Origin of the sequence: Marispirochaeta aestuarii (assembly GCF_002087085.1) — a bacterium.
GTDB lineage: Bacteria > Spirochaetota > Spirochaetia > JC444 > Marispirochaetaceae > Marispirochaeta > Marispirochaeta aestuarii.
In genome coordinates this window covers 137531-160121 of sequence record NZ_MWQY01000010.1, presented here as the reverse complement: position 1 = coordinate 160121, position 22591 = coordinate 137531, and the positions used below count along the sequence as shown (strand labels likewise).

The window sequence follows — 22591 nt, the reverse complement described above, 5'->3', positions numbered from 1 at the left end:
GGATGAAAATCGCGATAGCCAGCGGGAAGGGCGGTACCGGAAAGACCACACTCTCCGTAAATCTGGCCTCCTATCTGGCCCGGAAGCGTCCGGTGGTACTGACGGACCTGGATGTGGAAGAACCGAATTCAGGACTTTTTCTTCATGGAAGGCTGGAAGAGTCCAAAGAGATGCACCGCATGGTACCTTCCTGGGATTCTAACTGCTGCACCCTCTGCGGTCTCTGTCAGCAGGTCTGCAATTTCAATGCAGTAATCAAGATGGGAGACCGGGTCATGGTCTTTCCGGAATTGTGTCACGGCTGCTACGCCTGTTCCGAGCTCTGTCCCGCCGGGTCTCTTCCCATGGTCCCGGTAAAAATGGGGGAGGTCAGGCGCTACCGGGTAGACGGCGTCGACTTTATAGACAGTCGCCTTGATATCGGGCAGGAGCAGGCGGTACCCCTGATTGCTCAGACCCTCGACTACGTGGATGAGTGTTTTCCCGACGATGTATGCAAGATATACGATTCCCCCCCCGGAACCTCCTGTCCGGTAATCGAGGCGGTAAAGGACATCGATTTTGTTCTGCTGGTTACCGAGCCGACACCCTTCGGCCTCAACGATCTGAAGCTGGCGGTGGAGACTGTCCGGGGGCTTAATAAGCCCTTTGCCGTGGTAATAAACAGGGAAGGCCTTGGCAATGCCGATGTACGATCCTACTGCGAGGCGGAAAAAATCGACATTATCGCCGCGATACCGAACCGGCGGGAGATAGCGGAAATGTATTCCCGGGGAGAGCTTCTCTACCAGGCACTGCCTGAGGTTGCCCGGGAACTCGAAAATATTGACGCCTTTCTGCAGAGGCTGGCAGAAGAGGAGCGGGCCTGATGAAAGAGATAGTAGTAATATCAGGCAAGGGAGGTACGGGAAAAACCTCGCTGACCGCATCCTTCGCCGTCCTGGGAGGAAAATCCCTGGTCACCGCTGACTGCGACGTGGACGCCGCGGACATGCATATCCTGCTGGAGCCGGAGGTCAAAAAGGCGGAGGACTTCTACAGCGGCGTACTCGCCTCCATAGATCCGGCTCTCTGCACAGGATGCGGGGCCTGCGACGAGGTATGTCGTTTCGATGCTCTGGAAGAAAAAGACGGCGTCTATTCGGTTATCCCCCTGAACTGCGAGGGCTGCGGTTACTGCGCCAGGATCTGTCCCCGGGAAGCAATACGCATGGAAGACCAGAACGTGGGCGAGTGGTATGAATCGCGGATCAAAACCGGAACACTTATGGTCCATGCCCGGCTTGGCATCGGGGCGGAGAACTCCGGCAAGCTGGTAGCCAAGGTCAAGAACGAAGCAAAACGGATTGCCCGGGAACTGGAATGCAAGATCGTTCTTGTGGACGGTTCCCCGGGAATCGGATGTCCTGTGGTGTCGTCCCTTTCCGGGGCGGACTTTGTAGTCTTTGTTACCGAGCCGACGGTCTCAGGGCTTCACGATTTAAAGCGGGTCCATGAACTGGTCCGCAGGTTTTCCATTCCGTCGGGCTGCATAATCAATAAATCCGATCTGAACCCGGAAACCACGGAGCAGGTTAAGGCATTCCTTGCCGAAGCGGGAATCAGGCATCTGGCGGATTTACCCTATGACGAGTCATTTACCCGGGCCATGGTGCAGGGAAAAACAATAGTAGAACTGGACAGCGGCGAACTGAAAAACCAGATATCCGCCTGCTGGAACAGAATACTCGATACTGCCAATGCATAAGGAGCATACGCATATGAAAATCGCATTTACTGCAAAGGGAACAGATTCTGAATCGATGATGGACCCAAGGTTCGGACGAACCGAGTTTATTCTTGTTCTTGATGAAGAAAAGAATGAATACACGAGCTTCGACAACCGTGAAATTGACGGAGTCGCTCACGGGGCCGGCCCTCAGACCGCCCGGAAACTATTTGAAATCAAACCGGATGTTCTGATTACCGGGAACGGTCCCGGAGGCAATGCCGCTACGGCCCTCTCCCAGTCGAACATAAAGATTTATACCGGGGCCGGCAGCATGACGGTCGCGGAAGCCTACGAGGCCTTCAGACAGGGAAAGCTGACGGAGTTCTGATCATGTCTTTGCTGTACGATAGAAGCTGCGTCTGATGAAGCACCTGTTCGGACCGGTTCCGTCCCGGAGGCTTGGAATGTCATTAGGGATAGATCTTGTTCCCCACAAGGTCTGTACCTTCAACTGCGTCTACTGCGAGTGCGGCATAACGACAAAGCTGACCCTTGAGCGCCGGGAATACATCCCGGCTGACGAGGTCCTCTCAGAGCTGTACAGCTTTCTGCAGGACAACCCGGAACCCGATTACCTTACCTTCTCCGGCGCCGGGGAGCCGACCCTCAACTCGGGGATCGGCCGGGTACTGGCAGTCATAAAGCGCCGCTATCCGGATATCCCGGTGGCGGTGCTGACCAACGGCAGTCTCTTCAGCGATCCTGAAGTACGGGAAGAGCTGCTTCCCGCCGACCTGGTCCTCCCGTCCCTGGACGCCGCCTCGGAAGGGACCTTCCGCCGTATTGACCGGCCTCACAGGGGTGTGGACCTTGAGACCTATATTCAGGGACTCGTCGATTTCAGGCGGGAGTATTCAGGAAAAATCTGGCTCGAGGTCATGATCCTGCCCGGCTATAATGACAACAGGAAAGATCTCACCCTGCTGAAGAAGTCCATCCTTCGCATCGGTCCAGAAAGGGTTCAGCTGAACAGTCTCGATCGGCCGGGAGCTGTTAAAAAACTCCAGGCCGCTGACGACCAGACCCTGTGGACAATCATCGAATACTGGGGCCTGGACAACGTGGAAATTATCGCAACCCCGCAGGTACGGAAGAAAACCCGGGCCTACAGAACCGACATGGAATCTGCCATACTGGAAACCCTCAAACGGCGTCCCTGCACCCTATCTGACCTGGTGAGAATACTCAGCGTCCACGAAAACGAATTGAACAAGTACCTGGGGGTTCTGGAAGCTGCAGGTCGGATTGAAGCTGTTTCCGAAAGACGGGGAATCTTTTATCGTTACCGCGGTCCCTCCTGAAGGGACTCCGGATATTGACTTTACCTTAGTGCCGGCATAAGATTGCATAACCCTGTCTACGAGGATAAATAGAGACGATGAGACTGTAAACGGAGAGAAATAACACCTTATTACGCGGCGCTTTCTCTCTGCTGTTTACTTTTTAGCCGCTCATATCAACCGCCCTTAAGGAGGTTCTATGAGCCAGTCTCATCTTATTATATCCAATGTAAGCTTTCAGTATGATAGTTCTCCCTTTCCTCTTTTCAGCAAACTCAGTCTGACCCTCCCGCCTGGTTTTACCGCCCTGGCAGGCAAAAACGGTTCTGGAAAAACAACCCTGCTGCGCCTCATCATGGGCGAACTCCCGCCCCGGACAGGAAGTATTTCCACCCCGGTCTCCAGGATTTACTGTTCCCAGACTACCGAAAAAATACCTGAGGGGCTGGACGATTTTTACTATTCCATGTATGGCGGCGACAAGGATGCCGGACGCCTGTTCTCTCTTCTCGGAATGGACTACGACTGGCCCCTGCGCTGGAAAACCTTGAGCAGAGGTGAACGAAAGCGGGCTCAGCTGGCCGTCGCACTGCATGCCAATCCGGAATTCCTTGCCCTGGACGAACCGACGAACCATCTGGATGAGGAGGCCCGGGACATGCTGCTGAACGGTCTCAGGCAGTACCGAGGCATAGCTCTGCTGGTAAGTCACGACCGGGAATTTGTCGACAGTCTCTGTGATGCCTGCCTGTTTATTCGGCAGGGAAAAATTCTGCGGCGTCCCGGACCCCTCTCCAGCGCCCTGGAGCAGGAAGAGAGGGAGTGCCTGGAAGCTCACCGACGCTACGAACAGGAGCGAAAAGAGTATAAGCGCCTGAAGAAACAGGCTCAGCTCCAGAAGGAAAAAGCGGACAGGCATCGCAGGGACTTCTCCAAGCGCGGACTGAGTACCCGGGATCACGATGCCAAGGCAAAAGTCGATGGTCTGCGTCTTAGCGGGAAGGATGCTGTCGGTGCCAGGTTATATAAGACCATGCAGGAGCGGGCCCGAAAGGCGGAACTCAAGTTTGAGAATATTGCCATTTCCGGGAAGCAGAAGACCGGGGTTACCTTTAAGGCAGCCGCAGCCGGAGGCCGCAGGCTGCTGCGTCTTGAGGAAGGTGCTGTATTTCTCGGGGGAGGCCGGTTTCTCCGTCATCCTGAACTGAGTATTCAGACTGGTGACCGGATAGCCCTGAACGGCCCCAACGGGTCGGGAAAGAGCAGCCTGGTCAGAAGGATTCTTCACACCAAGCGGGAGTTATCAGATAACTGGCTGGTTCTACCCCAGGAGATTTCCGGGGAGACCCTTCTCCTGCTCCAGCAGCAGTACGGTGAGCTTTCCGACCCGCTGAAAGGAGAACTCCTGGCTTTTTTTTCCCGCCTGAACGGGGATCCTGAGGGTTTCGCCGATGTGAAGAGCATGAGCTCAGGAGAGCTGCGTAAACTTCTGCTTTCTTTCGGACTGCTGCAGGATGCGGAGCTGATAATCCTCGATGAGCCGACCAACCATCTTGATCTTGAATCCCGTATGGCAGTTGAACAGGCCCTTGCCGATTGGCCCGGAGCACTTCTTCTGATCAGCCATGACCGGTTTTTTCGGGATAAACTGACTGCTGTGCGCTGGGAGATCCGGGGCTCGGATCTTTGCATTGAAGAGAGTGTGGACGAAGGGCGATAATTCTTTGTATATATAGACAGTAGTGGCTACAATCAACATTCTTATTGCAGACGATCACCCCATCGTGCGGCGCGGCCTCGAATACATCGCTCAGAATGCCAGGGATATCAATGTCTGCGGCGAGGCGGAGAACGGTTTCTCCGCCTTGGAAAAGGTGCGTGAGGCCGATCCTGACGTGCTGGTTCTGGATATGGCGATGCCCGATATTAGCGGAATGGATGTCCTAAAGCAGCTACGCAGCGAGGGCAATACAGTTCCGGTTCTTATCCTGAGCGGAGGACAGGAAGAACAGTACGCAGTCCGCGCTTTGAAAGCCGGGGCTTCCGGCTATCTTTCGAAAGAGAGTGTGGAGACAGAACTGATAAAGGCGATCCGGAGCGTTGGATCGGGGCGCAAATATATCGGCCTTAAGACCGCGGAGAGGATTGCGGAATCCTTTTCCTCCACAGAAGGCGAGAACCCTCACAGTTACCTCTCTGACCGGGAGCTTGATGTAATGCTGCAACTGGCCCGGGGATTCAAGATCAGGGAAATCGCAGCGAAGCTGAATCTGAGTTCTACGACGGTCAGCACGTACCGTAGCCGGCTTCTGAAAAAGATGGACGCTTCAAGCAATGCTGAATTGACTCTCTATGCCATCCGTCACAGACTCCTGTAAGCCGTGTGTAGTATTACTACTACAGAATTAGTCAAATAATAACTACATACGAATAACTCGGCAATATCTATAATCTCCAACAAATATATTTTGTGGGGAGTAATGGGTATGAAATGGTTTTATAATCTGCGGATTGCGAACAAACTAATACTCGCTTTCATGTTGCTGATGGCCATAACAGGGCTCGTCGGTTTTATCGGTATCTCCAACATGGGGAAAATTAATAATCTGGCTGATTACATGTATGAAACTGAATTGATGGGTCTTTATTACGTAAAAGAGGCCAACATTCAGCTTATTTATGCCACCCGGGCGGAGAAGAATATCCTGATATCCCCAAGCGCTGAAGAACAGCAGGGCTACTATGATGATTATCGTGCCTTCATTAAAGAGATGGACAGTCTGCTGAAACAGGCCGAGCCGCTTTTCTACTCAACTGAAGCCGAGGAGATGTTCCAGAACCTCTACAATGCTGTTGATGAGTGGCGTATCACCAGTGCCCGGGTTGTGCAGATCGCCCTGGGGGAGGGGACGGCTGAGGCGAGGGAGTCCCGGGATCTATCCATGGGGGACGGCCGGCAAAAACTCGATGCAGTCGATAAGCTCATGACGCAGCTTGGAGATATTAAAGAGGAAAACGCGGCTGATTCCGCCGTGGTCACAACGGATACCTACAGAGATAGTCTCAAGTTCATGATTATTCTTGTGGCCGCTGGCATGCTTATTGGAATTCTTCTTGGACTGTTCATCTCCAGGGTAATCAGTCTTCCTTTGAGAAAAGGGCTCTCCCTGGCGAACGCCATTTCCAGGGGAGATCTTTCCTTCAGGATTGATATTGACCGCCGGGATGAAACCGGCGAGTTGGTATCTGCGCTGAATCAGGCTTCCCGAAAACTGAAGGAGATCGTCAGATCCGTAAAAATCTCCGCGGAAAATGTAGCCAGCGGAAGTCAGCAGCTGAGTACCGCTTCGGAACAGCTCTCTCAGGGAGCGACGGAACAGGCCGCCTCCGCCGAGGAGGTAAGTTCCTCCATGGAAGAGATGTCGGCGACAATCCGGCAGACCACGGATAACTCCAATCAGACTGAAAGCATCGCCAACCGATCTGCCGCTGATACCGCCGAGGGGGAACAGGCAGTTGTTCAGACTGTAGGTGCCATGCAGGAGATAACCGGCAAGATTTCGATAATCGAAGAGATCGCCCGGCAGACGAATCTGCTGGCCCTGAATGCCGCCATCGAGGCCGCCCGGGCTGGAGAGTATGGACGGGGCTTTGCCGTCGTTGCCGCGGAGGTCAGAAAACTCGCCGAACGCAGTCAGCAAGCTGCCCGGGAGATCAACGAGCTTTCGGAATCCAGTGTAACCGTGGCCGAAAATGCCGGGCGACTGTTGAACAGTATCGTTCCGAATATCCGCAGGACTGCAGAGCTGGTGCAGGAGATAAGTGCGGCCAGCAACGAACAGTCAAGCGGTGCAGAGCAGATTACCGAGGCTATTATCCAGCTGGACAGTGTTATACAGCAGAATGCTTCAGCTTCAGAAGAGATTTCCACCACCGCTACTGAGCTGGCAAGTCAGGCGGAGCAGCTGGAAGAGGCGCTTCTTTTCTTTAAAATCGACAACGAATCCTCCTCCAGAACGGAAAAGGAGATACGACAGCTTACCAGTAATGCCGGAACACTGGAACACGGAACAAACAGCAATGGCAACCGGAAAACTGCAGGGAAAACCAGGGAGAAGGGGATCTTCATGGATGAATTTACCCAGACTCCTGTTTCTTCCCAGGTGGATGAAATCGACACGGAATTTGAAACATTCTAAAACAGACTGATCTTGTACAATGGGGATTATTATATGAACGAGACTGCAAAAGAGACAAGTAATCAGTATCTTGTATTCAGTTTGAAGGGCGAACGCTACGCCCTTCCGGTAGAGGAGGTTCGGGAGGTCCTGGACCTGAGGAGAATCACCCGGATTCCCGGGGCTCCAGCCTATATGCGGGGTATTATAAATGTTCGGGGGGCGGTAGTCCCGGTAGTGGATCTTCGGATGAAATTCGAATCCGAGCTCATGGAAACGGAAGACGGTACTCAATCGATTATCGTTCTCGATTTGAGCAAAAGAGGATTGGCTGCCTCCCTGGGGGTCCTCACCGATACGGTGGATGCGGTTCTGCATATCGGGGAGGATATGATCGATCAGCCGCCTCAAGTGGGCGGGTCCGTCAGAAGCGGAGATACCTCGTACCTTAAAGGAATCGGTAAGCATGAGGAGAGCTTTGTCATGATTCTCGATACGGGGAAAATGTTCTCTGCGGAGGACCTGGTTTACGGCAGTGATCCAGCTTCCGTGTGATGCAGAAAATGGTGAGACGTCGTCCGCTTCTGCAGATAGGAGCTGACGATGCGTTCACAGGTGCGGCGCAGATGCAGTCTCATGTAACCTTCTGCGTCTTCACGATTTCCTGCGATGAGGCTGTTTATGATGAGGATGTGCTCGTCCCGGGAGATGGATTCTATTTTTGAGGTGTACTTGCCCAGGTTTCTGGTAAGTGCGGCGACGGTGCAGAGTTCCTGGTAGAATTTGTAGAGCATGGTATTATGGGCAGTTTCTGCTATCAGATTATGCAGTCGGCTGCCCGTTTCTATTACCTTCTCAGGACTGATTTCCGGATCGATCTCCTCCATCTCATTTTTCAGGTTTTCCAGGCGATGCTGCATTTTTTCATTCAAGTGCGAAGCCGACAGATTTGCAAGGGTTCCCTCTATACTTTCTCTGGCAACAAAAACTTCTATAATATCTTCAACGCTCAGCTGACGTACCGAGTAACCGCGACCGCGTATGAGCACAACAAGCCCGTCAGATACCAGTTGCCGAAGAGCTTCTCTGGCGGGAGTCCTGCTGACATTATAATTGAGGCTCACATCACGTTCCACGAGGACATCCCCGGGCCGAAGGTCTTCTTCGATAATCCGGCGCTTAAGATCCTTGTAGACATCATCACTGTGGTATACCAAGCTCATGATTTATCCCATCGTTACAGGTTCAAGTATCAATAGAGTTATAGAATATTACATTTTTTCGTATCTGTAAAGAGAAATGGTCTGATCAGGTTAAAATGCTGTATATAAAGAAATTAAGGGCTAATTCACGGCCGGGACCTGCTTGAGCTTGTGTGTTCTGAAGGCCTGGTGAGAAAAATAAATCATTGACAGGACGATAATGCTGGAATACCATTACTATACCAAGTATCAATCAGACGTCACCGGCTGCTTTTGAGTCGAGATGAGGAGGTAACGGTATCTATCGATAAGGTGCTGGTTTCGTTTGATTAAAATTCTTTAGGAGGAAACGGATGAAGAAAGCAATCATTGTGATCGGACTTATTGCGGTGCTGTGTTTCAGCGTAAGCGCCGGCGGGAAGGGTGAACCAAAGGAAGGTGAACCCAGCTACATGCTGCGTTTCGGCCACGTGCAGACAGAGAAGGAAGAGTATCATAAAGCTTATATTCGATGGGCCGAGGCTGTGAAAGAACGGACCAACGGTGATTTCGTCATAGAGGTCTATCCCAATGCCCAGCTGGGCGTGGAAGAAGATATCCTTGAGCAGATGAGAAAAGGCAGCAATGTGGGCTGGCAAACCGATCCTGCACGGCTTGGAGACTATGTGGAAGAGTTTTCCGTTCTGTACGGAGCGTATCTGCTTTCCGGATATGACGACTTTGAAGGCCTGCTCGGGTCTCCCACAATAAACAGCTGGTCCAAAAAACTCGAGGATGAGTTCGGCATTAAGGTTCTCTCCTACGCCTATGCCCAGGGTTTTCGGAATGTTATGGCAAATGTTCAGGCCAGAAGCCCCCGGGAACTGAGAGGAGTTCGCATCCGGACTGCTCCCGCTCCCGCATGGCTTGCAACGGTTAATTCCCTTGGGGCAACCGCCACTGGTCTTCCCTACGGCGAACTTTATAATGGTATCCAGACTGGTGTTGTCGACGGTGCGGAGCTTCCTGTTTCTGCGGCCAGAGCGCTCAGTGTTGAAGAAGTCGCGGACTACCTGATTGAAACCCGACATATCTATCAGATGAATGTTCTTGTGGCCAGTGCCGAGTGGTTTAACTCTCTTCCGAAGGAGTATCAGGATATTCTTCTTGAAGAGGCAGATAAAGCCGGACTCGAAGCAACTCAGGCTCTTGAAGCCAAGGCCGGTACGGACATGCAGTATCTTCTTGACAACGGTATGACCCTGATTCCCTGGGAGGAACTGGATTCAGAGGCGTTTATCAAGTCAGGTCAGCAGAGCTATGAAGAGCTGGGTGTCGTCGAAGCCAAGGAAGCTATCTACAAAGAACTGGGCAAATAATTTTCAAGCCCGAAAAACGCATCAAGCTGATCCGGCAGCCTTCCTGACAGTGAACCTGTCCGGGCTGCCGGACGGCTCTTTTAAAAGAGGATCATCACATGGACACCCTTAGAAACATAGTAAAAAGAACATACGCGGGTATGTGTGCAGTTGAGGCTGCATTATCGGCCGTATGTCTGATCACGACAGTTGTCGTGATTTTCTCCCTTGCTGTTTTCAGATCCTTTGATATTCCCATACATTGGGCTCTGGACACAGCTCTGCTTGTATTTACCTGGGGTGTTTTCCTGGGGGCGGATGTCGCATTTCGGGAAGACAAGCTTGTGAACGTTGACTTTGTGTATACAAGACTGCCGGGAAAACTGCAGACCGTTGTTTCTCTGTTTCTTTATCTTCTGATGGCGGTTTTTCTGATCGCCCTGCTCTACCATGGAATAGATCTCTCGATTTCTACCAAGCATCGTTCTTTCCAGGGAATCCCTCATTTGAGTTTTACCTGGGTGACCATAAGCATGCCCATATGCTCGTTTTTAATGCTTATAAGCTTGTCCATCAAAGTCTACCGGACACTTGTTACCAGGAGTTGATAGATGGAACTTGTTACGATCGTTTTTCTTGTACTGCTTTTTCTTGGAATGCCGGTGGGCTTCGCTGTGGGGATAGCCGGGGCGACTTTCTTTCTGCAGCATCCGGAATTGCCTCTTATTACCATGGTTCAGCTGCCGATTTCCCAGACCCAGAACGTGACCTTGCTGGCCGTTCCTCTGTTTATTTTCGCCGGTACTCTTATGAATGCCTCCGGAATTACCAGGCGTATGGTCAAGCTGGCTATGCTCCTGGCGGGACACATGAGGGGAGGGATGGCCCAGGTCAGCGTCGTATTGAGTACGCTGATGGGGGGCTGTTCCGGGTCCACCAATGCGGATGCAGCCATGGAGGCACGAATCCTTGGCCCGGAAATGGAACGCCAGGGCTATCCGAAAGCCTTTACCGCCGTTGTAATCGGTTTTACTGCTTTGATCACATCGACGATTCCTCCGGGGATCGGAATGATTCTATATGGTACTGTCGGGCAGGTTTCCATCGGTCGCCTGTTTGCAGCGGGACTTACCTCCGGGCTGATACTCATGGGAACCCTGATGATCGGTGTTGCCATCATGTCCCGGATACGGCATTTCCCACGGGGACGGGAACAGCGCGCTACCATCAGGGACATCCTTGGTTCCCTGAAGGAGACAATCTGGGCGCTGATATTCCCCTTTGTTCTCCTTGGGAGTCTGCGGATAGGTATCTTCACTCCAGCCGAGGTCGGCGGACTGGCCTGTGTCTACGCAATTGTCATCGGCTTTTTCGTATACAAGGACCTGACAGTTAAATCGCTCATCACGACACTGCTCGAATCGGTACGGGATATAGGCGGTATCATGTACATGATTGCCATGTCGGCGATCTTCGGCTACGGAATTCCCATAGACAAGGTTCCTGCGCGAATAAGCGCACTGATTACCGGTTTTACCGGAAGCACCTTCCTGACCATGGCTATAGTAATCGGTATTCTCATTCTGTTCGGTATGTTCATGGATGGCGCTATTGTCATTATTCTTGTAACTCCGATTTTATTGCCTCTTGTGGAGGCTGTGGGTGTGAATCCGGTTTTATTCGGTATCATTACTACTGTTGTTGTTACCATGGGAGTATTAACTCCCCCCTTCGGTATTGCCATGTATGTTGTAAATGGAATTCTGGGAAGCAAGCTGGAAGACTATCTTCGAGAGAGTATCCCGTTTATTTTTGTCATTCTCGTAACTGTTTTCATATACCTGGTTTTTCCAAAAATAATCCTGGCAGCACCCAATCTGCTGTACGGTTAGCCTGAAATCAAAGAAAGAGAGGATTATTGACGGACGATGAAATATAGACGACTGGGTAGAACCGAGGCTGAAGTTTCAGTACTGTCCCTTGGGGGGCACGAATATCTTCCGAATAAAAAATCACGGGGATTTAATGAGGATTTTACAAAAGCCATTACTCCGGGATATATTTTTGAGGGTTTCGGCGGTGAAGACCGGAAGAAGATTCTGAAAACTGCCTTTGAAAATGGGATTAATTTTCTTGATGTAACTCATGATTCCGAGAAGGAGGCCCTTGGCCGTAATCTTAAGGAGATCGTTCCTCCTTTTCCGGTGTATGTGCAGACGCGGCCGGAAGGTTTTGTCTATACCTATGATAAAAACAATGAGCGAATGGCAAAATATGAGGAGCTGAAGAAGGAGGTCCTGCGGATATTAAAACTTCTTGGACGGGAACGGATCGAGTTTTTCAATTTTGCTTTTATGAAGGAAGCGCTGGATAATGATCCTGATTACATTCAAAAAATCAACTGCAACATTGAAGCCCTGAAAAGGGAAGGTCTGATTCAATATGCCTGTGCCGACACCTTTTCGGGGGAATACACCTACCTTCAGCAGATAGAGAATGGCAGCTTCGATACCATTTATATGAACTTTAACTTCGGTGATTATGGTGCCATTGAAAAGGTTCTCCCCAGGGTCCGGGAAAAAGGGCTGGGATTCATTTCCCGGGAGGCATTTATGAAAGGCGCATTGTTTGAAATGGCCCGGGAAGCCGGTATCACTGATAAGGAAGTCTTGGCGCAGGCTGCTTTAAAGTGGTGTCTCTCTTTCAATGAGGTAACGACCGTTGTGTATGGTACAGGCAATGTGGAACACCTGAAGAGTGCAGTCCGGATCGTCGATGAGCCCTATTTGAGCGAAAATGAAACCTCCTTAATCGAAGCGGTAAAAGCGACCGCGCTGTTCAAGGAGTTCGAGAAAAAGAAGACGGAAGAGTTTTTCCAATAAACTATCAATAAGGATGCATAGAATGAGTGATTTTCATGGAATTATTCCCCCCCTTGTTACCCCTTTTAAGGACAACGGAAAACTGGATGGTGATGCCTTGCGCAGGGTTATCCGCTATGTTATGGACGGCGGGGTGCATGGCGTTTTTATAGCCGGGAGTACCGGCGAAGCCTATGCCATGAGCGATGCGGAGCGGATCGAAGCTCTGGAAATCGCCGTTGATGAGGTAAAGGGCAGGGTTCCTGTTTTTGCCGGGACTGCCCGCATTACAACAGAAGAGACTGTCTCCCTTACAAAAGCGGCTGAAGCTGCCGGGGCGGACGCGGTTTCCATTGTAACTCCCTATTTTATTACTCCCACCCAGGATGAATTGTATGATCACTACAAGGCAATAGCCGGGGCGGTAAAGCTGCCCATTCTTCTGTACAACAATCCGGGACGTACGGGAGTCAATCTCAATCCTGATACAATTGCACGCCTGGCGAAGATAGAAAACATAGTGGGGATAAAGGATTCCAGCGGCAATATGGGAAATGCGGTGGAGATGATCCGACTCTGCGGAAAGGATTTTTCCTTCTTCTGCGGGTTTGACATGATTATTCATCCGACCCTTTCCGCCGGCGGTTCCGGTGCCGTTCCGGCATCGGGAAATATCGCCCCGGGACTGATTGTTGAACTGTACGAGAGTTTTCAGAAGGGGAATCCGGGCAGAAGCCTCGAGCTGCAGCAGAAACTTGCACCTTTACGGCAGGCTTTCGGTCTCGGTACCTTTCCTGCGGTCCTTAAGGAGGGGCTCAACCTGATGGGAGTGGATGTGGGAAAACCGAAACTCCCTGTACGTCCCCTGAGTGACGAAGCCCGGGATAAACTCAGAACTGTCCTGAAAGGACTGGATCTGAAGCCCGTCGGGTAGTTTTCCGCGGCCTGCCTCATATTTCCTCTTCTTACCGTTGATCATCGACGAAAGTTTAGCTAAATTTACTCCCGTCGGCCTCTCTGCAAAAGGGAGGCCGGCTACTATGTTTCAGTCAGGAGTATTGTGCAGTATGTCCGATCAGGGTGCCCGGAACTTCGATTCGGAAGTAGTTGAAAAATCGGACCAGCGTCTCAAGGAACCGGAGATGTACAAGGTGGTTCTCCACAATGATCATTACACGACAATGGAGTTTGTGGTTGAGATTCTGATGGTGGTTTTTCATAAAGAGGTGCCCGATGCCACCCGGATTATGCTTGACGTGCATAAGAAGGGACGGGGCGTTGTCGGTGTCTACACCTGGGATGTAGCCTCGACCCGGGCAACCCGGGTCCATCGCATAGCCAAGGAGCGGGAGTTCCCCCTTCGCTGTACCGTGGAACCGGCCTAGACGCCGGATATACTGCAAAGTGGAAAGGTAAGGTTGTATAGATGAAGGTAAGTGAAGACGTTCAGAGCATTCTGAATGCCGCGTATCTGGACGCGAAAAACAGAAAACACGAGTTTCTGCTTCCCGAACATATATTATATGCCGCTCTTTTCTTTGACTCCACCCGGGAGATCGTCAGCCTTTGCGGTGCGGATCCCGACGAGCTTAAGGATGAACTGGTCGCGTATTTCGACGACAAGGTCCCCAGGGTGGAAGATACCGAACCGGTCCAGTCCATCGGTTTTCAGGGGGTCATAGAACGGGCGGTGTTTCATACCGAAGCTTCCTCCTCCAAGATTCTGGAGGTGGGGGACCTTCTTGTATCGATTCTGGATGAGAAGGAGTCCTTCGGTGCCTATTATCTCAAGAAGGCGGGCATAAGCCGTTATACCCTTCTGAGTATAATCTCCCATACAACAGGAGATTTTTCCGGGGACGGGGCCGGGATTTCCGGGGGCATGGGCGAGGACGAAGAGGCGGAACTTGAACCTGATCAGGAAGCCGGGGAAGAACAGGAAAAGGGAAAAAAGAAGCGCAAAGCCCTGGACTCCTTTACCAGGGAGCTTACCCAGGCTGCCCGGGATGGTTCTCTGGAACCCCTTATCGGCCGGGAGGATGTACTGGAACGTACAATCCAGGTCCTGTGCAGACGGCTCAAAAATAACCCGATTCTTGTCGGCGATCCCGGGGTAGGGAAGACCGCTGTCGCCGAAGGACTTGCCGCAAGAATCGCCGAGGACAAGGTTCCGGCCATGCTAAAGGACTACCGGGTTTTTTCCCTGGATATGGGTTCTCTTCTTGCCGGCACGCGGTTCAGGGGCGACTTCGAGGAACGGATCAAGATGATTCTCAAGGAGCTGGAAAAAGAGGAGAAGGTGATCCTTTTTATAGATGAGATCCATACCATAGTGGGGGCCGGGGCGACCTCCGGAGGCTCCATGGATGCCTCGAACCTTTTAAAGCCGGCCCTGGCGACGGGCAAGATCCGCTGTATGGGAAGCACAACCTATGACGAGTACAAAAAATTCTTTGAGCGCGACAGGGCCCTCTCACGGCGTTTCCAGCGGATAGAGATCGACGAGACGACCCCGGAGGAGACCTACCAGATCCTGCTGGGACTGAGGCAGCGTTACGAAGAGCATCATAATGTGCACTACACCGACGAAGCCCTGCGCACCGCCGTGGACCTGTCCCATCAGTATATCAACGACCGCCATCTGCCGGACAAGGCCATCGATGTAATCGACGAGGCCGGAGCCTATACCCGTATCATGGCCTTCCGGGAGAATGCCGAAAACAACGACACAAAGGAGATCGGCGAGGACCTGGTGGAAAAGGTAATCTCGAAGATCGCAAAAATCCCCGAGCGAAGCGTCTCCGTTACTGAAACAGACCGGCTCAAGAGTCTCGAGTCCGACTTGAAGAACAGGATTTTCGGCCAGGATGCCGCAGTTGATGCGGTGGTGCAGGCCGTCAAACGAAGCCGCGCCGGGTTCAAGGGTCCTGACAAACCGGTGGCCTCCTTTCTCTTTGTCGGTCCCACCGGGGTAGGAAAAACCGAGCTTGCCCGGCAGCTGGCGGACCTTCTGGGGATTCATCTGCACCGCTTCGATATGAGTGAATACCAGGAAAAGCATACCGTTTCCCGCCTTGTGGGCTCTCCTCCGGGTTACGTCGGTTACGAGGAGGGAGGCCTTCTGACGGATGCCATCCGCAAAACCCCCCATGCTGTGCTGCTTCTGGACGAAATCGAGAAGGCCCACCAGGACATTTTCAACGTGCTGCTCCAGGTAATGGATTACGCAACCCTTACTGACAACGCCGGACGCAAGGCGGACTTCCGTAACGTGATTATCATTATGACCTCCAACGCCGGTGCCCGGGAGATGGGCAGACCCATGATCGGATTCGGGGAACGGAATGTTACCGAACAGGCCATCGGCGACGCGGTGGACCGGGCCTTTTCGCCTGAGTTCCGTAACCGGCTGGACAAGATAGTCACCTTCGGCCGTCTGGACAAACGGGTGGTTCTGAACATCGTGGACAAGGAGATCGATGCCTTCAGGCAGCAGCTCAAGGAAAAGAACGTCGAACTGGAACTCACCGAGGCCTGCAGGGAGTATCTGGCGGAGGAGGGCTACAGTCCCGATTTCGGCGCCAGAAACATAGCCAGGCTTGTAAGCGAGAAGATCAAGCATTACTTTGTGGATGCCGTACTCTTCGGTGATCTTTCTGCGGGCGGAAAGGCGGTTGCTGACTACCTGGACGGCGAGGTCGTAATAAGCCCGGCGGAGCAAAACCAGAGCTGATGTTTCCCTATCTGTCGGCTGACGACTCCTTTCAGTTCCCCGACCCACGGGAGGCTGAACCGCCTGGCATCGTTGCTTCCGGCGGTAACCTCTCTCCAGGTATGCTGGTCTCCGCCTACCGGCAGGGGATTTTCCCCTGGTTCAGCGACGAAGACCCCATCCTCTGGTGGAGTCCCGATCCCCGTTTTGTGCTGTACCCCGAAGGGCTGCATGTTTCAAAAAGCATGCGCCGGGTCCTGAAGCGCGGCGTATTCACCATCACCTTCGATACTGCGTTTGACCGGGTTATAGCCGAATGCGCCGCCAGGGAGCGCCCCGGGCAGGACGGCACCTGGATTACCAAGGACATGCGGGATGCCTACTCCGTGCTCCACCGTCTGGGTATTGCTCACAGTGCCGAAGCCTGGCAGGAGGGGCGGCTTGTGGGCGGTCTCTACGGCCTCTCCCTGGGAAAAATTTTCTTCGGGGAATCCATGTTCGCCCACTCTCCCAATGCATCCAAGGCTGCCTTCATCAGACTGGTCCGGACTCTTTCCCTGCAGGGAGTAAAACTGATCGACTGTCAGGTGTATACCCATCATCTCAGCAGCCTTGGCGCCGAGGATATTCCCCGGTCCCGTTATCTTGAGGAACTGTCTGTATTGCTGGATGAGCCGGGGCTTCCGTCATCCTGGTCTTCCTGGAGCTGTGCTGCAGGGAAGCACTGATAACAGCTTTTTCCGCATAAACAAAATTTCCCTTGATTAAGCAGCGTATGTGCGTTATACTGTTATAGTAAAGTAGTACACTAATTGACTAAGGAGAATCTGCCGATGCTTACAATAGAAAAGCTCTCCTTCGGGTACTCCGGGGAAGGCCTCTTCCGCAACCTGGATCTGGAGCTGGAACCGGGGATGATCTACGGCCTTCTGGGTAAAAACGGGGCGGGAAAAACTTCCCTGCTGCGCCTGATTTCCGGCCAGCTTTTCCCGTCAGGGGGGCGCCTGGATGTCCTTGGATTCGATCCCCGCCTGCGGCAGCCCGGAATGCTCCGGGACATCTACTTCCTCCCGGAGGAATTTCCGGTACCCCGGCTGACCGGAACACGGTACGTGGCGCTGAACTCACCGTTCTATCCGCGCTTTGACAGGGAACGCTTTTTCGATCTATGTGAGGGGTTTCAGGTCGATCCGGCGTGGGCCCTCTCGCAGGTTTCCCTGGGACAGAAAAAGAAGTTCCTGCTGGCCTTCGGTCTTGCCTCCGGGGTACGCCTTCTTATTCTGGATGAACCGACCAACGGTCTCGATATCCCCTCCAAACGGCAGTTCCGTCGCCTGGCGGCATCATCCCTGGGGGAGGACCAGACAATACTGATTTCCACCCACCAGGTCCGGGACATGGAGAACCTGATCGATCCGGTGATTATTCTCGATTCCGGACATATCCTTTTCTCAGGGGCCATCGATTCCATCGCAGGAAAATTCCACATGAGTCTGGAAACAACCGAACCTCTGCCGCAGGAGGCTTTCTATTTCGAAAGGGTCCCGGGAGGATACTCGGTGGTGCGCAGGAATCATGAAGGGTATGACTCCCATGTGGATCTGGAGGTCTTTTTCAATATGGTAATTGAACGCGGTGAAGATGTTGCAGCAATCATGCAGCCCGGAAGAGAGGAGGACAGGGTATGAATGAGTATTTCAATATCAGACGTTTTCTGCTTCTGACAAAGCGGGAAGAGTTCATGCGCCTGCACTCCCTTGTTTTCAGCGCCCTGGCAATTGCCGGTTCGGTGGCGGTCCTTCTTCTTCTGACGGGATTCCGGGGCGGCGGAACCGAGTATATGAACACTCTTTTTCTCATGTTTCTTTTCGCCGGTGGCGCTCTGACGGCCGCAGGAACCTTCAGGAACATGCATTCCCGGGATACCTGCCACGACTGGCTGATGCTTCCGGCATCCACGGAAGAGAAGTTCTTTTCCCGTCTTCTTGCCGCTTCTGCGGGCTGGTGGCTGTACATCAACCTTGTTTTCTTTGTGGGTGTTCTGGTCGGTGAAATCCTGCGCTTCCTTGTCATCGGGGAGTTCAGAGCCTTCTTCAATCCTCTGTCACCGGTTCTGCTGCGCGCGGTTCATCACTATATTATTCTGCAGTCCCTGTTTTTCGCAGGAGGCGCCTGGTTTCGCCGTCATCAGTTTCTCAAGTCCGTACTATTTCTGAGTCTCCTTGGAATAAGCCTGGGGCTTTTCTCTCTTATCGCCGCCAGAATTATCTTTGGCTCCTACTTTCACGAGGCTTTCTCCTTTGATATGAGCATTCATGTGGGAGACCGTTTTTTTGGAAACACCCTCGAGACGGGAGAGCTGATTCTGAGGATAGTGAAGACCCTCTATCTCTGGCTCACGGCGCCCTTCTGCTGGCTGATTACATACCTGAGGGTCCGGGAGGCGGAAGTAAAGAATGCGCTTTGATGAATCCCGAAGCATCTTTATGCAGATCAGGGACTATATGGGAGACATGATCCTGAACGGAAAGTACCCGGAGGGAGAGAGGATCCCCTCGGTGAGGGACATGGCCGCCGCAATGGAGGTCAATCCAAATACCGTGCTCAGAAGCTACGGACAGCTTCAGGATGAGCAGATAATCCATAACCAGCGGGGCCTGGGATATTTCGTCAGCATCGGGGCCCGGAACAGGGTGCTGGCCTCCCGGAAGGAGAACTTTCTTCGCCACACCCTTCCGGATGTCTTTCATTCCATGGAGGTGCTGGACATCGATTTCCGCGAGGTCCGGGAGTACTACGATAAGTACAAGGAAGAACATACCAGACCGAAGCAGAGCGGAGTCTGAGGACGAAAGTCCGACGGCGACCGTGAAAGAGTGAAGGAGCGGCTCTGCCGGTCCTGAACGAAGGCAGAGCGGAGTCGGAGGGCTTCTGCCCGACGGCGACCGTGAAAGAGGAGAAGTAAATGAAAAAAAGCAGCCTGCTGCTGGCCGCAGGAATAGCCCTTGCGGTGCTTGTAATTATTGTTTCCCTGTTCCTGCTGCGGGTTAATGTCGGCAGGGACCTTGAAATTGTAAGCGGACCAGGCCTCGATTACAGCGGTGAGCGGGTTACGGTTCCGCTGGATACAGCGGATATCCGTTCCCTCCATTTTACCGGAGGCTGGCAGATACGTCTCAAGCAGGGGTCGGAAAACCGGGGAGAATTGAACCTGCCCGTGGAAGCCCGGGATATGCTCAGGACGAGCAGGGAGGGGGATACACTGCAGCTGAGTCTTGGAAAGAATTTCAAACCCGGAGAAAACATGCCCTTCCGGGCTGAGCTGGAACTCGATACCTTGACTCGGCTTATGGTCGAGGGAGCAGCTGACGCTGAAATTCGCGATTTCAGCGGCGACGGGCTCGAGCTTGTATTCGACGGAGCCTCCAACGTAAGGGGTATCGGGCTGGAGGCGAACAACCTGAGTCTGAGGACCGCGGGAGCTTCCAACATCGATCTATCCGACAGCAGTTTCATGAATGTTGATCTGAACCTGGCGGGAGCATCCAACGTGGAACTCCATCTGATGGGGGGGCGTTTGAGCGGAAAGATTGCAGGATTCGGTTCCGTCAAATACAGCGGAAGTGTCTCGGAGCAGACGGTCCGTACCGATGGATTCGCCGCGGTCCATCGGCGTTAATTCTCTTCGGTATCCTCTTCGTGGAACAGAAAGGCCAGTTCCGAGCCGATTTTGTCATAATTTTCGGTGTTGTATTCCATGAGGCTGCGCAGGTGAATCATACTCTCCGCATCGATGCTGGAGAAGCGGATTCCGTACTTGCTGCCCTCCCGGTGTACGATCTTTCCCTCGGTGTTTATGCTCAGTTCTGAGTTGGAGAGGTGTATCAGAAGCTCAACAGCGCTGCCGACGGAGATATCGGCATCCGAGGAGAAGAGCGCACCTTTCAGGGAGAGGTCGATTACCGATACCTCAATGCGTCTGTCCCCCAGGAGGATTTCTCCGGATGTCTGGAAACCTGTGCGGGAAAACCTTCTTTTATCCATAATAAACCTCTTCTTAAACTATGCGCAGGGAGACAGGCGCTGTCAATATTACAACTGTAATTTCATTGCGTAAGAAGCCTCCCGGCGATAGTATATATATAGAACGCGGGAGGTTGTAATGCAAACTCTGATCTCTTTTTTAGTCGAATTCCGCGATTTAATGAGCAACCATGCCCTGTTTACCCTGGGAATGCTCCTGGTTATCGGATATTTTACAGGAAAGCTCGCCTCCCTGTTTCGCTTGCCGGAAATCACCGGCTTCATAGTCGCAGGCCTGATTATGGGAGAGACCGTTACCGGCATAGTTCCCCACCACATGGGAGAAAACCTCAAGATTGTTACAGAAGTGGCCCTGGGGCTTATTGCCCTGACCATCGGCGGCGAGTTTTACTGGGTAAAATTGAAGCGGGTAGGTAAAGAGGTGGTAATTATTACCATTGTTCAGCTTCTTGCCTCCTTCGGTGCCGTGGTTTTCGGCATGACTCTCCTGGGCTTTGACCTGCCCTACGCCCTCATGCTGGGGGCCATAGCCTCGGCTACCGCACCTGCTGCGACCGTCGCGATTGTGCAGTCCCTGAGGGCGACGGGACTTTTCGTCGATTACCTGTACGGGGTTGTAGCCCTCGATGATGCGGGGGCGGTCATACTCTTCGGTCTTAGTTTTGCCATGGCTTCGGGGCTTCTTGGTGTCTCCGGAGCCGATCATGGTGCAGTCCTGGTAATCATCCATGCTTTGGGGGAGGTTCTGCTTTCTCTGGCGGCAGGGGCCGTGGCGGGTTTTCTTATTCACCGTTTTACCCGGAAGAAGAGCAGCAACGAGATCATGATAATAAGCCTGGGTTTCGTGTTCCTTGCCACCGCCGTGTCGGTCATTTTTGAGCTCTCGCCTCTCATGACGAACATGGCCGCCGGGGCGGTTATTATCAACCTTTCCCCCTCGAATCACCGTATCTTTCGTATTCTGGAACCTCTGACTCCGCCCATATATGCCCTCTTTTTCGTGATAGCCGGAACGGAGCTGCAGCCCGCAATCCTGATACAGACGAAGATCCTACTGCTGGGAGGGGGGTATATCCTGTTCCGGGCACTGGGAAAGTACTCCGGCGTATATTTCGGGAGCCTTCTGGGGAAGGTCCGGGGAACAATCCGTACCTACCTGGGATTCTGTATGCTGCCCCAGGCGGGAGTCGCCATAGGGCTGGTTCTCATGATTCAGGCATCTCCCCTGGTTTCCTACCTGCCTCCTGAGCAGATTGTGATTATCGACACCATGGTTAATATTATCCTGCTGTCCGTGTTTATCAATGAGCTTATCGGCCCGCCGATCTCAAAATATGCCCTGATCCGGGGCAACGAAATGGAGGCCTGATGGAACTGTATCAACTCACCGAGAAAAAATGCTGTAAACTCGGCCTGAAGGGCAGAACGAAAGAGGAAGTCCTCAGGAAGCTTGCTGAGCTTGCACATAAGAGCGAGAAGCTGAAAACCCTCTCCCAGGACGATGTTTTCGAGGCCCTGCAAAAAAGAGAAGAGCAGGGATCCACCGCCTTCGGCGGGGAGATCGCCATTCCCCATGCCAGGCTGGATGAGATGGATGAGTTTCTGGTCTTTTTCGCCGTGGCCCCAAAAGGGGTTGAGTTTGATTCCCTGGACAAAAAGAAGGTAAAGCTCATTTTTGTAATCCTCGGACCTTCGTCTGCGGTTAACGAGCATCTGCAGATCCTGGCGGCGATTTCCCGTATTGCGGGGATTCCGGCGATACGAAACGAGATTCTCAGGGCCCCCACGGAGACTGCAATGTATGAGGCCTTTATCCGCCATAGCCGTGCGGCAGCGGCGGAGCAGAGCGGGAAGGCGCAAAAGATGAAGCTTCTGATCCTCAACCTCTACCTGGAGGATTTTTTCTACAATGTGCTGGAATTCTTTATCGAGGAGGGTATTGAAGGAGCAACCATCATCGAATCCTTCGGAATGGGGCAGTTTATCTCCAACATACCTCTCTTCGCTGATTTTATCGGCTTTATGAAAGCCGACAGAAACCGCAGCCGTACCATCATGGCCCTGGTTCCGGAGGATAAAATAAATGAAGTCCTTGAAGGAATCGAGGGAATTACCGGAGATATGGAAAAGAAGCAGGGCGCCATGGTCATGGTCCTGGATCTTGCTTTTCACAAGGGGAACATGAAGATGATGTAAACCCGGTGCG

24 protein-coding genes are annotated in these 22591 nt (G+C 52.6%); 22 read left to right on the top strand and 2 right to left on the bottom strand.

All coding sequences use genetic code 11. The features are described from left to right. Positions 1–2 precede the first annotated feature (2 nt). The 8 genes from B4O97_RS10545 to B4O97_RS10510 all read left to right on the top strand — a co-directional run bounded on the left by B4O97_RS10545 (position 3) and on the right by B4O97_RS10510 (position 7784). Entirely contained in the window at positions 3–869 is an 867-nt protein-coding gene (locus tag B4O97_RS10545) for an ATP-binding protein (protein ID WP_083050665.1), read from the top strand. Beyond that, positions 869–1747 carry an ATP-binding protein gene (locus B4O97_RS10540; RefSeq protein ID WP_083050663.1) on the top strand — a complete coding sequence of 293 codons (879 nt, stop codon included), beginning with the start codon at positions 869–871 and terminating at the stop codon, positions 1745–1747. Before B4O97_RS10545 ends, B4O97_RS10540 begins: the two co-directional genes overlap by 1 nt. A 13-nt stretch (positions 1748–1760) precedes the next feature. Further along, positions 1761–2099 carry a NifB/NifX family molybdenum-iron cluster-binding protein gene (locus B4O97_RS10535; RefSeq protein WP_083050662.1) on the top strand — a complete coding sequence of 113 codons (339 nt, stop codon included), beginning with the start codon at positions 1761–1763 and terminating at the stop codon, positions 2097–2099. 76 nt (positions 2100–2175) lie between these two features. Beyond that, positions 2176–3072 (top strand): radical SAM protein, encoded by an 897-nt coding sequence (locus tag B4O97_RS10530; protein WP_198947057.1) that lies wholly within the window; start codon positions 2176–2178, stop codon positions 3070–3072. Positions 3073–3250: 178 nt separating this feature from the next. Continuing rightward, a complete protein-coding gene (locus tag B4O97_RS10525) occupies positions 3251–4771 on the top strand; it encodes an ATP-binding cassette domain-containing protein (RefSeq protein ID WP_083050659.1) in 1521 nt (506 codons plus the stop codon). 22 nt (positions 4772–4793) lie between these two features. After that, on the top strand, positions 4794–5429 hold the full coding sequence (locus B4O97_RS10520; RefSeq protein ID WP_083050657.1) for a response regulator: 636 nt from the start codon (positions 4794–4796) through the stop codon (positions 5427–5429). 108 nt (positions 5430–5537) lie between these two features. Beyond that, positions 5538–7250, top strand: a complete 1713-nt coding sequence (locus B4O97_RS10515; protein ID WP_158084256.1) for a methyl-accepting chemotaxis protein — start codon at positions 5538–5540, stop codon at positions 7248–7250. A gap of 33 nt (positions 7251–7283) precedes the next feature. After that, a complete protein-coding gene (locus tag B4O97_RS10510; RefSeq protein WP_083050654.1) occupies positions 7284–7784 on the top strand; it encodes a chemotaxis protein CheW in 501 nt (166 codons plus the stop codon). Here the strand turns inward: B4O97_RS10510 and B4O97_RS10505 are convergent. Next, a complete protein-coding gene (locus B4O97_RS10505) occupies positions 7757–8452 on the bottom strand; it encodes a GntR family transcriptional regulator (RefSeq protein WP_083050652.1) in 696 nt (231 codons plus the stop codon). The genes B4O97_RS10510 and B4O97_RS10505 overlap by 28 nt on opposite strands. 332 nt (positions 8453–8784) lie before the next feature. Between B4O97_RS10505 and B4O97_RS10500 the strand changes: the two genes are divergently transcribed. The 12 genes from B4O97_RS10500 to B4O97_RS10445 all read left to right on the top strand — a co-directional run bounded on the left by B4O97_RS10500 (position 8785) and on the right by B4O97_RS10445 (position 20020). After that, positions 8785–9789 (top strand): C4-dicarboxylate TRAP transporter substrate-binding protein, encoded by a 1005-nt coding sequence (locus B4O97_RS10500; protein ID WP_083050651.1) that lies wholly within the window; start codon positions 8785–8787, stop codon positions 9787–9789. A 98-nt stretch (positions 9790–9887) separates the two neighbouring features. Continuing rightward, complete coding sequence (locus B4O97_RS10495) at positions 9888–10376, top strand: TRAP transporter small permease (RefSeq protein WP_083050649.1); 489 nt, start codon at positions 9888–9890, stop codon at positions 10374–10376. A gap of 3 nt (positions 10377–10379) precedes the next feature. Continuing rightward, positions 10380–11660 (top strand): TRAP transporter large permease, encoded by a 1281-nt coding sequence (locus B4O97_RS10490; RefSeq protein WP_083050647.1) that lies wholly within the window; start codon positions 10380–10382, stop codon positions 11658–11660. Between the two features lie 36 nt (positions 11661–11696). Then, positions 11697–12650 (top strand): aldo/keto reductase, encoded by a 954-nt coding sequence (locus tag B4O97_RS10485; RefSeq protein ID WP_083050646.1) that lies wholly within the window; start codon positions 11697–11699, stop codon positions 12648–12650. Between the two features lie 22 nt (positions 12651–12672). Continuing rightward, on the top strand, positions 12673–13563 hold the full coding sequence (gene dapA / locus B4O97_RS10480; RefSeq protein WP_083050644.1) for a 4-hydroxy-tetrahydrodipicolinate synthase: 891 nt from the start codon (positions 12673–12675) through the stop codon (positions 13561–13563). 133 nt (positions 13564–13696) lie between these two features. Then, positions 13697–14014, top strand: coding sequence for an ATP-dependent Clp protease adapter ClpS (gene clpS, locus B4O97_RS10475; RefSeq protein ID WP_083050643.1), 318 nt, complete (start codon positions 13697–13699; stop codon positions 14012–14014). Between the two features lie 41 nt (positions 14015–14055). Further along, positions 14056–16362, top strand: a complete 2307-nt coding sequence (gene clpA / locus B4O97_RS10470; protein ID WP_083050641.1) for an ATP-dependent Clp protease ATP-binding subunit ClpA — start codon at positions 14056–14058, stop codon at positions 16360–16362. Further along, positions 16362–17069, top strand: a complete 708-nt coding sequence (aat, locus tag B4O97_RS10465; protein WP_083050640.1) for a leucyl/phenylalanyl-tRNA--protein transferase — start codon at positions 16362–16364, stop codon at positions 17067–17069. The genes clpA and aat overlap by 1 nt, the downstream gene beginning before the upstream one ends. Positions 17070–17174: 105 nt before the next feature. Then, positions 17175–18029, top strand: coding sequence for an ABC transporter ATP-binding protein (locus B4O97_RS10460; RefSeq protein ID WP_083050638.1), 855 nt, complete (start codon positions 17175–17177; stop codon positions 18027–18029). Next, on the top strand, positions 18026–18808 hold the full coding sequence (locus tag B4O97_RS10455) for a hypothetical protein (RefSeq protein ID WP_083050637.1): 783 nt from the start codon (positions 18026–18028) through the stop codon (positions 18806–18808). The genes B4O97_RS10460 and B4O97_RS10455 overlap by 4 nt, the downstream gene beginning before the upstream one ends. Continuing rightward, entirely contained in the window at positions 18798–19187 is a 390-nt protein-coding gene (locus B4O97_RS10450) for a GntR family transcriptional regulator (RefSeq protein WP_083050635.1), read from the top strand. The genes B4O97_RS10455 and B4O97_RS10450 overlap by 11 nt, the downstream gene beginning before the upstream one ends. 119 nt (positions 19188–19306) lie before the next feature. After that, positions 19307–20020 (top strand): GIN domain-containing protein, encoded by a 714-nt coding sequence (locus tag B4O97_RS10445; protein ID WP_083050634.1) that lies wholly within the window; start codon positions 19307–19309, stop codon positions 20018–20020. On the opposite strand, the gene B4O97_RS10440 is transcribed toward B4O97_RS10445, so the two are convergent. Further along, complete coding sequence (locus B4O97_RS10440) at positions 20017–20385, bottom strand: PilZ domain-containing protein (protein ID WP_083050632.1); 369 nt, start codon at positions 20383–20385, stop codon at positions 20017–20019. The genes B4O97_RS10445 and B4O97_RS10440 overlap by 4 nt on opposite strands. 118 nt (positions 20386–20503) lie before the next feature. Between B4O97_RS10440 and B4O97_RS10435 the strand changes: the two genes are divergently transcribed. Both B4O97_RS10435 and B4O97_RS10430 read left to right on the top strand, forming a co-directional pair. After that, positions 20504–21754, top strand: coding sequence for a cation:proton antiporter (locus B4O97_RS10435; RefSeq protein ID WP_083050630.1), 1251 nt, complete (start codon positions 20504–20506; stop codon positions 21752–21754). Continuing rightward, entirely contained in the window at positions 21754–22581 is an 828-nt protein-coding gene (locus B4O97_RS10430) for a PTS sugar transporter subunit IIA (protein WP_083050628.1), read from the top strand. Before B4O97_RS10435 ends, B4O97_RS10430 begins: the two co-directional genes overlap by 1 nt. Positions 22582–22591 lie beyond the last annotated feature (10 nt).

Excerpts from the sequence above, each read along its gene's own strand:
- B4O97_RS10440 (WP_083050632.1), bottom strand. The coding sequence starts at position 20,385 with ATGGATAAAAGAAGGTTTTCCCGCACAGGTTTCCAGACATCCGGAGAA.
- B4O97_RS10510 (WP_083050654.1), top strand. The coding sequence starts at position 7,284 with ATGAACGAGACTGCAAAAGAGACAAGTAATCAGTATCTTGTATTCAGT.
- B4O97_RS10500 (WP_083050651.1), top strand. The coding sequence starts at position 8,785 with ATGAAGAAAGCAATCATTGTGATCGGACTTATTGCGGTGCTGTGTTTC.
- B4O97_RS10430 (WP_083050628.1), top strand. The coding sequence starts at position 21,754 with ATGGAACTGTATCAACTCACCGAGAAAAAATGCTGTAAACTCGGCCTG.
- B4O97_RS10505 (WP_083050652.1), bottom strand. The coding sequence starts at position 8,452 with ATGAGCTTGGTATACCACAGTGATGATGTCTACAAGGATCTTAAGCGC.
- B4O97_RS10490 (WP_083050647.1), top strand. The coding sequence starts at position 10,380 with ATGGAACTTGTTACGATCGTTTTTCTTGTACTGCTTTTTCTTGGAATG.
- clpA (WP_083050641.1), top strand. The coding sequence starts at position 14,056 with ATGAAGGTAAGTGAAGACGTTCAGAGCATTCTGAATGCCGCGTATCTG.
- B4O97_RS10535 (WP_083050662.1), top strand. The coding sequence starts at position 1,761 with ATGAAAATCGCATTTACTGCAAAGGGAACAGATTCTGAATCGATGATG.
- B4O97_RS10530 (WP_198947057.1), top strand. The coding sequence starts at position 2,176 with ATGTCATTAGGGATAGATCTTGTTCCCCACAAGGTCTGTACCTTCAAC.
- aat (WP_083050640.1), top strand. The coding sequence starts at position 16,362 with ATGTTTCCCTATCTGTCGGCTGACGACTCCTTTCAGTTCCCCGACCCA.
- dapA (WP_083050644.1), top strand. The coding sequence starts at position 12,673 with ATGAGTGATTTTCATGGAATTATTCCCCCCCTTGTTACCCCTTTTAAG.
- B4O97_RS10450 (WP_083050635.1), top strand. The coding sequence starts at position 18,798 with ATGCGCTTTGATGAATCCCGAAGCATCTTTATGCAGATCAGGGACTAT.
- B4O97_RS10515 (WP_158084256.1), top strand. The coding sequence starts at position 5,538 with ATGAAATGGTTTTATAATCTGCGGATTGCGAACAAACTAATACTCGCT.
- B4O97_RS10455 (WP_083050637.1), top strand. The coding sequence starts at position 18,026 with ATGAATGAGTATTTCAATATCAGACGTTTTCTGCTTCTGACAAAGCGG.
- B4O97_RS10445 (WP_083050634.1), top strand. The coding sequence starts at position 19,307 with ATGAAAAAAAGCAGCCTGCTGCTGGCCGCAGGAATAGCCCTTGCGGTG.
- B4O97_RS10495 (WP_083050649.1), top strand. The coding sequence starts at position 9,888 with ATGGACACCCTTAGAAACATAGTAAAAAGAACATACGCGGGTATGTGT.
- B4O97_RS10540 (WP_083050663.1), top strand. The coding sequence starts at position 869 with ATGAAAGAGATAGTAGTAATATCAGGCAAGGGAGGTACGGGAAAAACC.
- B4O97_RS10525 (WP_083050659.1), top strand. The coding sequence starts at position 3,251 with ATGAGCCAGTCTCATCTTATTATATCCAATGTAAGCTTTCAGTATGAT.
- clpS (WP_083050643.1), top strand. The coding sequence starts at position 13,697 with ATGTCCGATCAGGGTGCCCGGAACTTCGATTCGGAAGTAGTTGAAAAA.
- B4O97_RS10545 (WP_083050665.1), top strand. The coding sequence starts at position 3 with ATGAAAATCGCGATAGCCAGCGGGAAGGGCGGTACCGGAAAGACCACA.
- B4O97_RS10460 (WP_083050638.1), top strand. The coding sequence starts at position 17,175 with ATGCTTACAATAGAAAAGCTCTCCTTCGGGTACTCCGGGGAAGGCCTC.
- B4O97_RS10435 (WP_083050630.1), top strand. The coding sequence starts at position 20,504 with ATGCAAACTCTGATCTCTTTTTTAGTCGAATTCCGCGATTTAATGAGC.
- B4O97_RS10485 (WP_083050646.1), top strand. The coding sequence starts at position 11,697 with ATGAAATATAGACGACTGGGTAGAACCGAGGCTGAAGTTTCAGTACTG.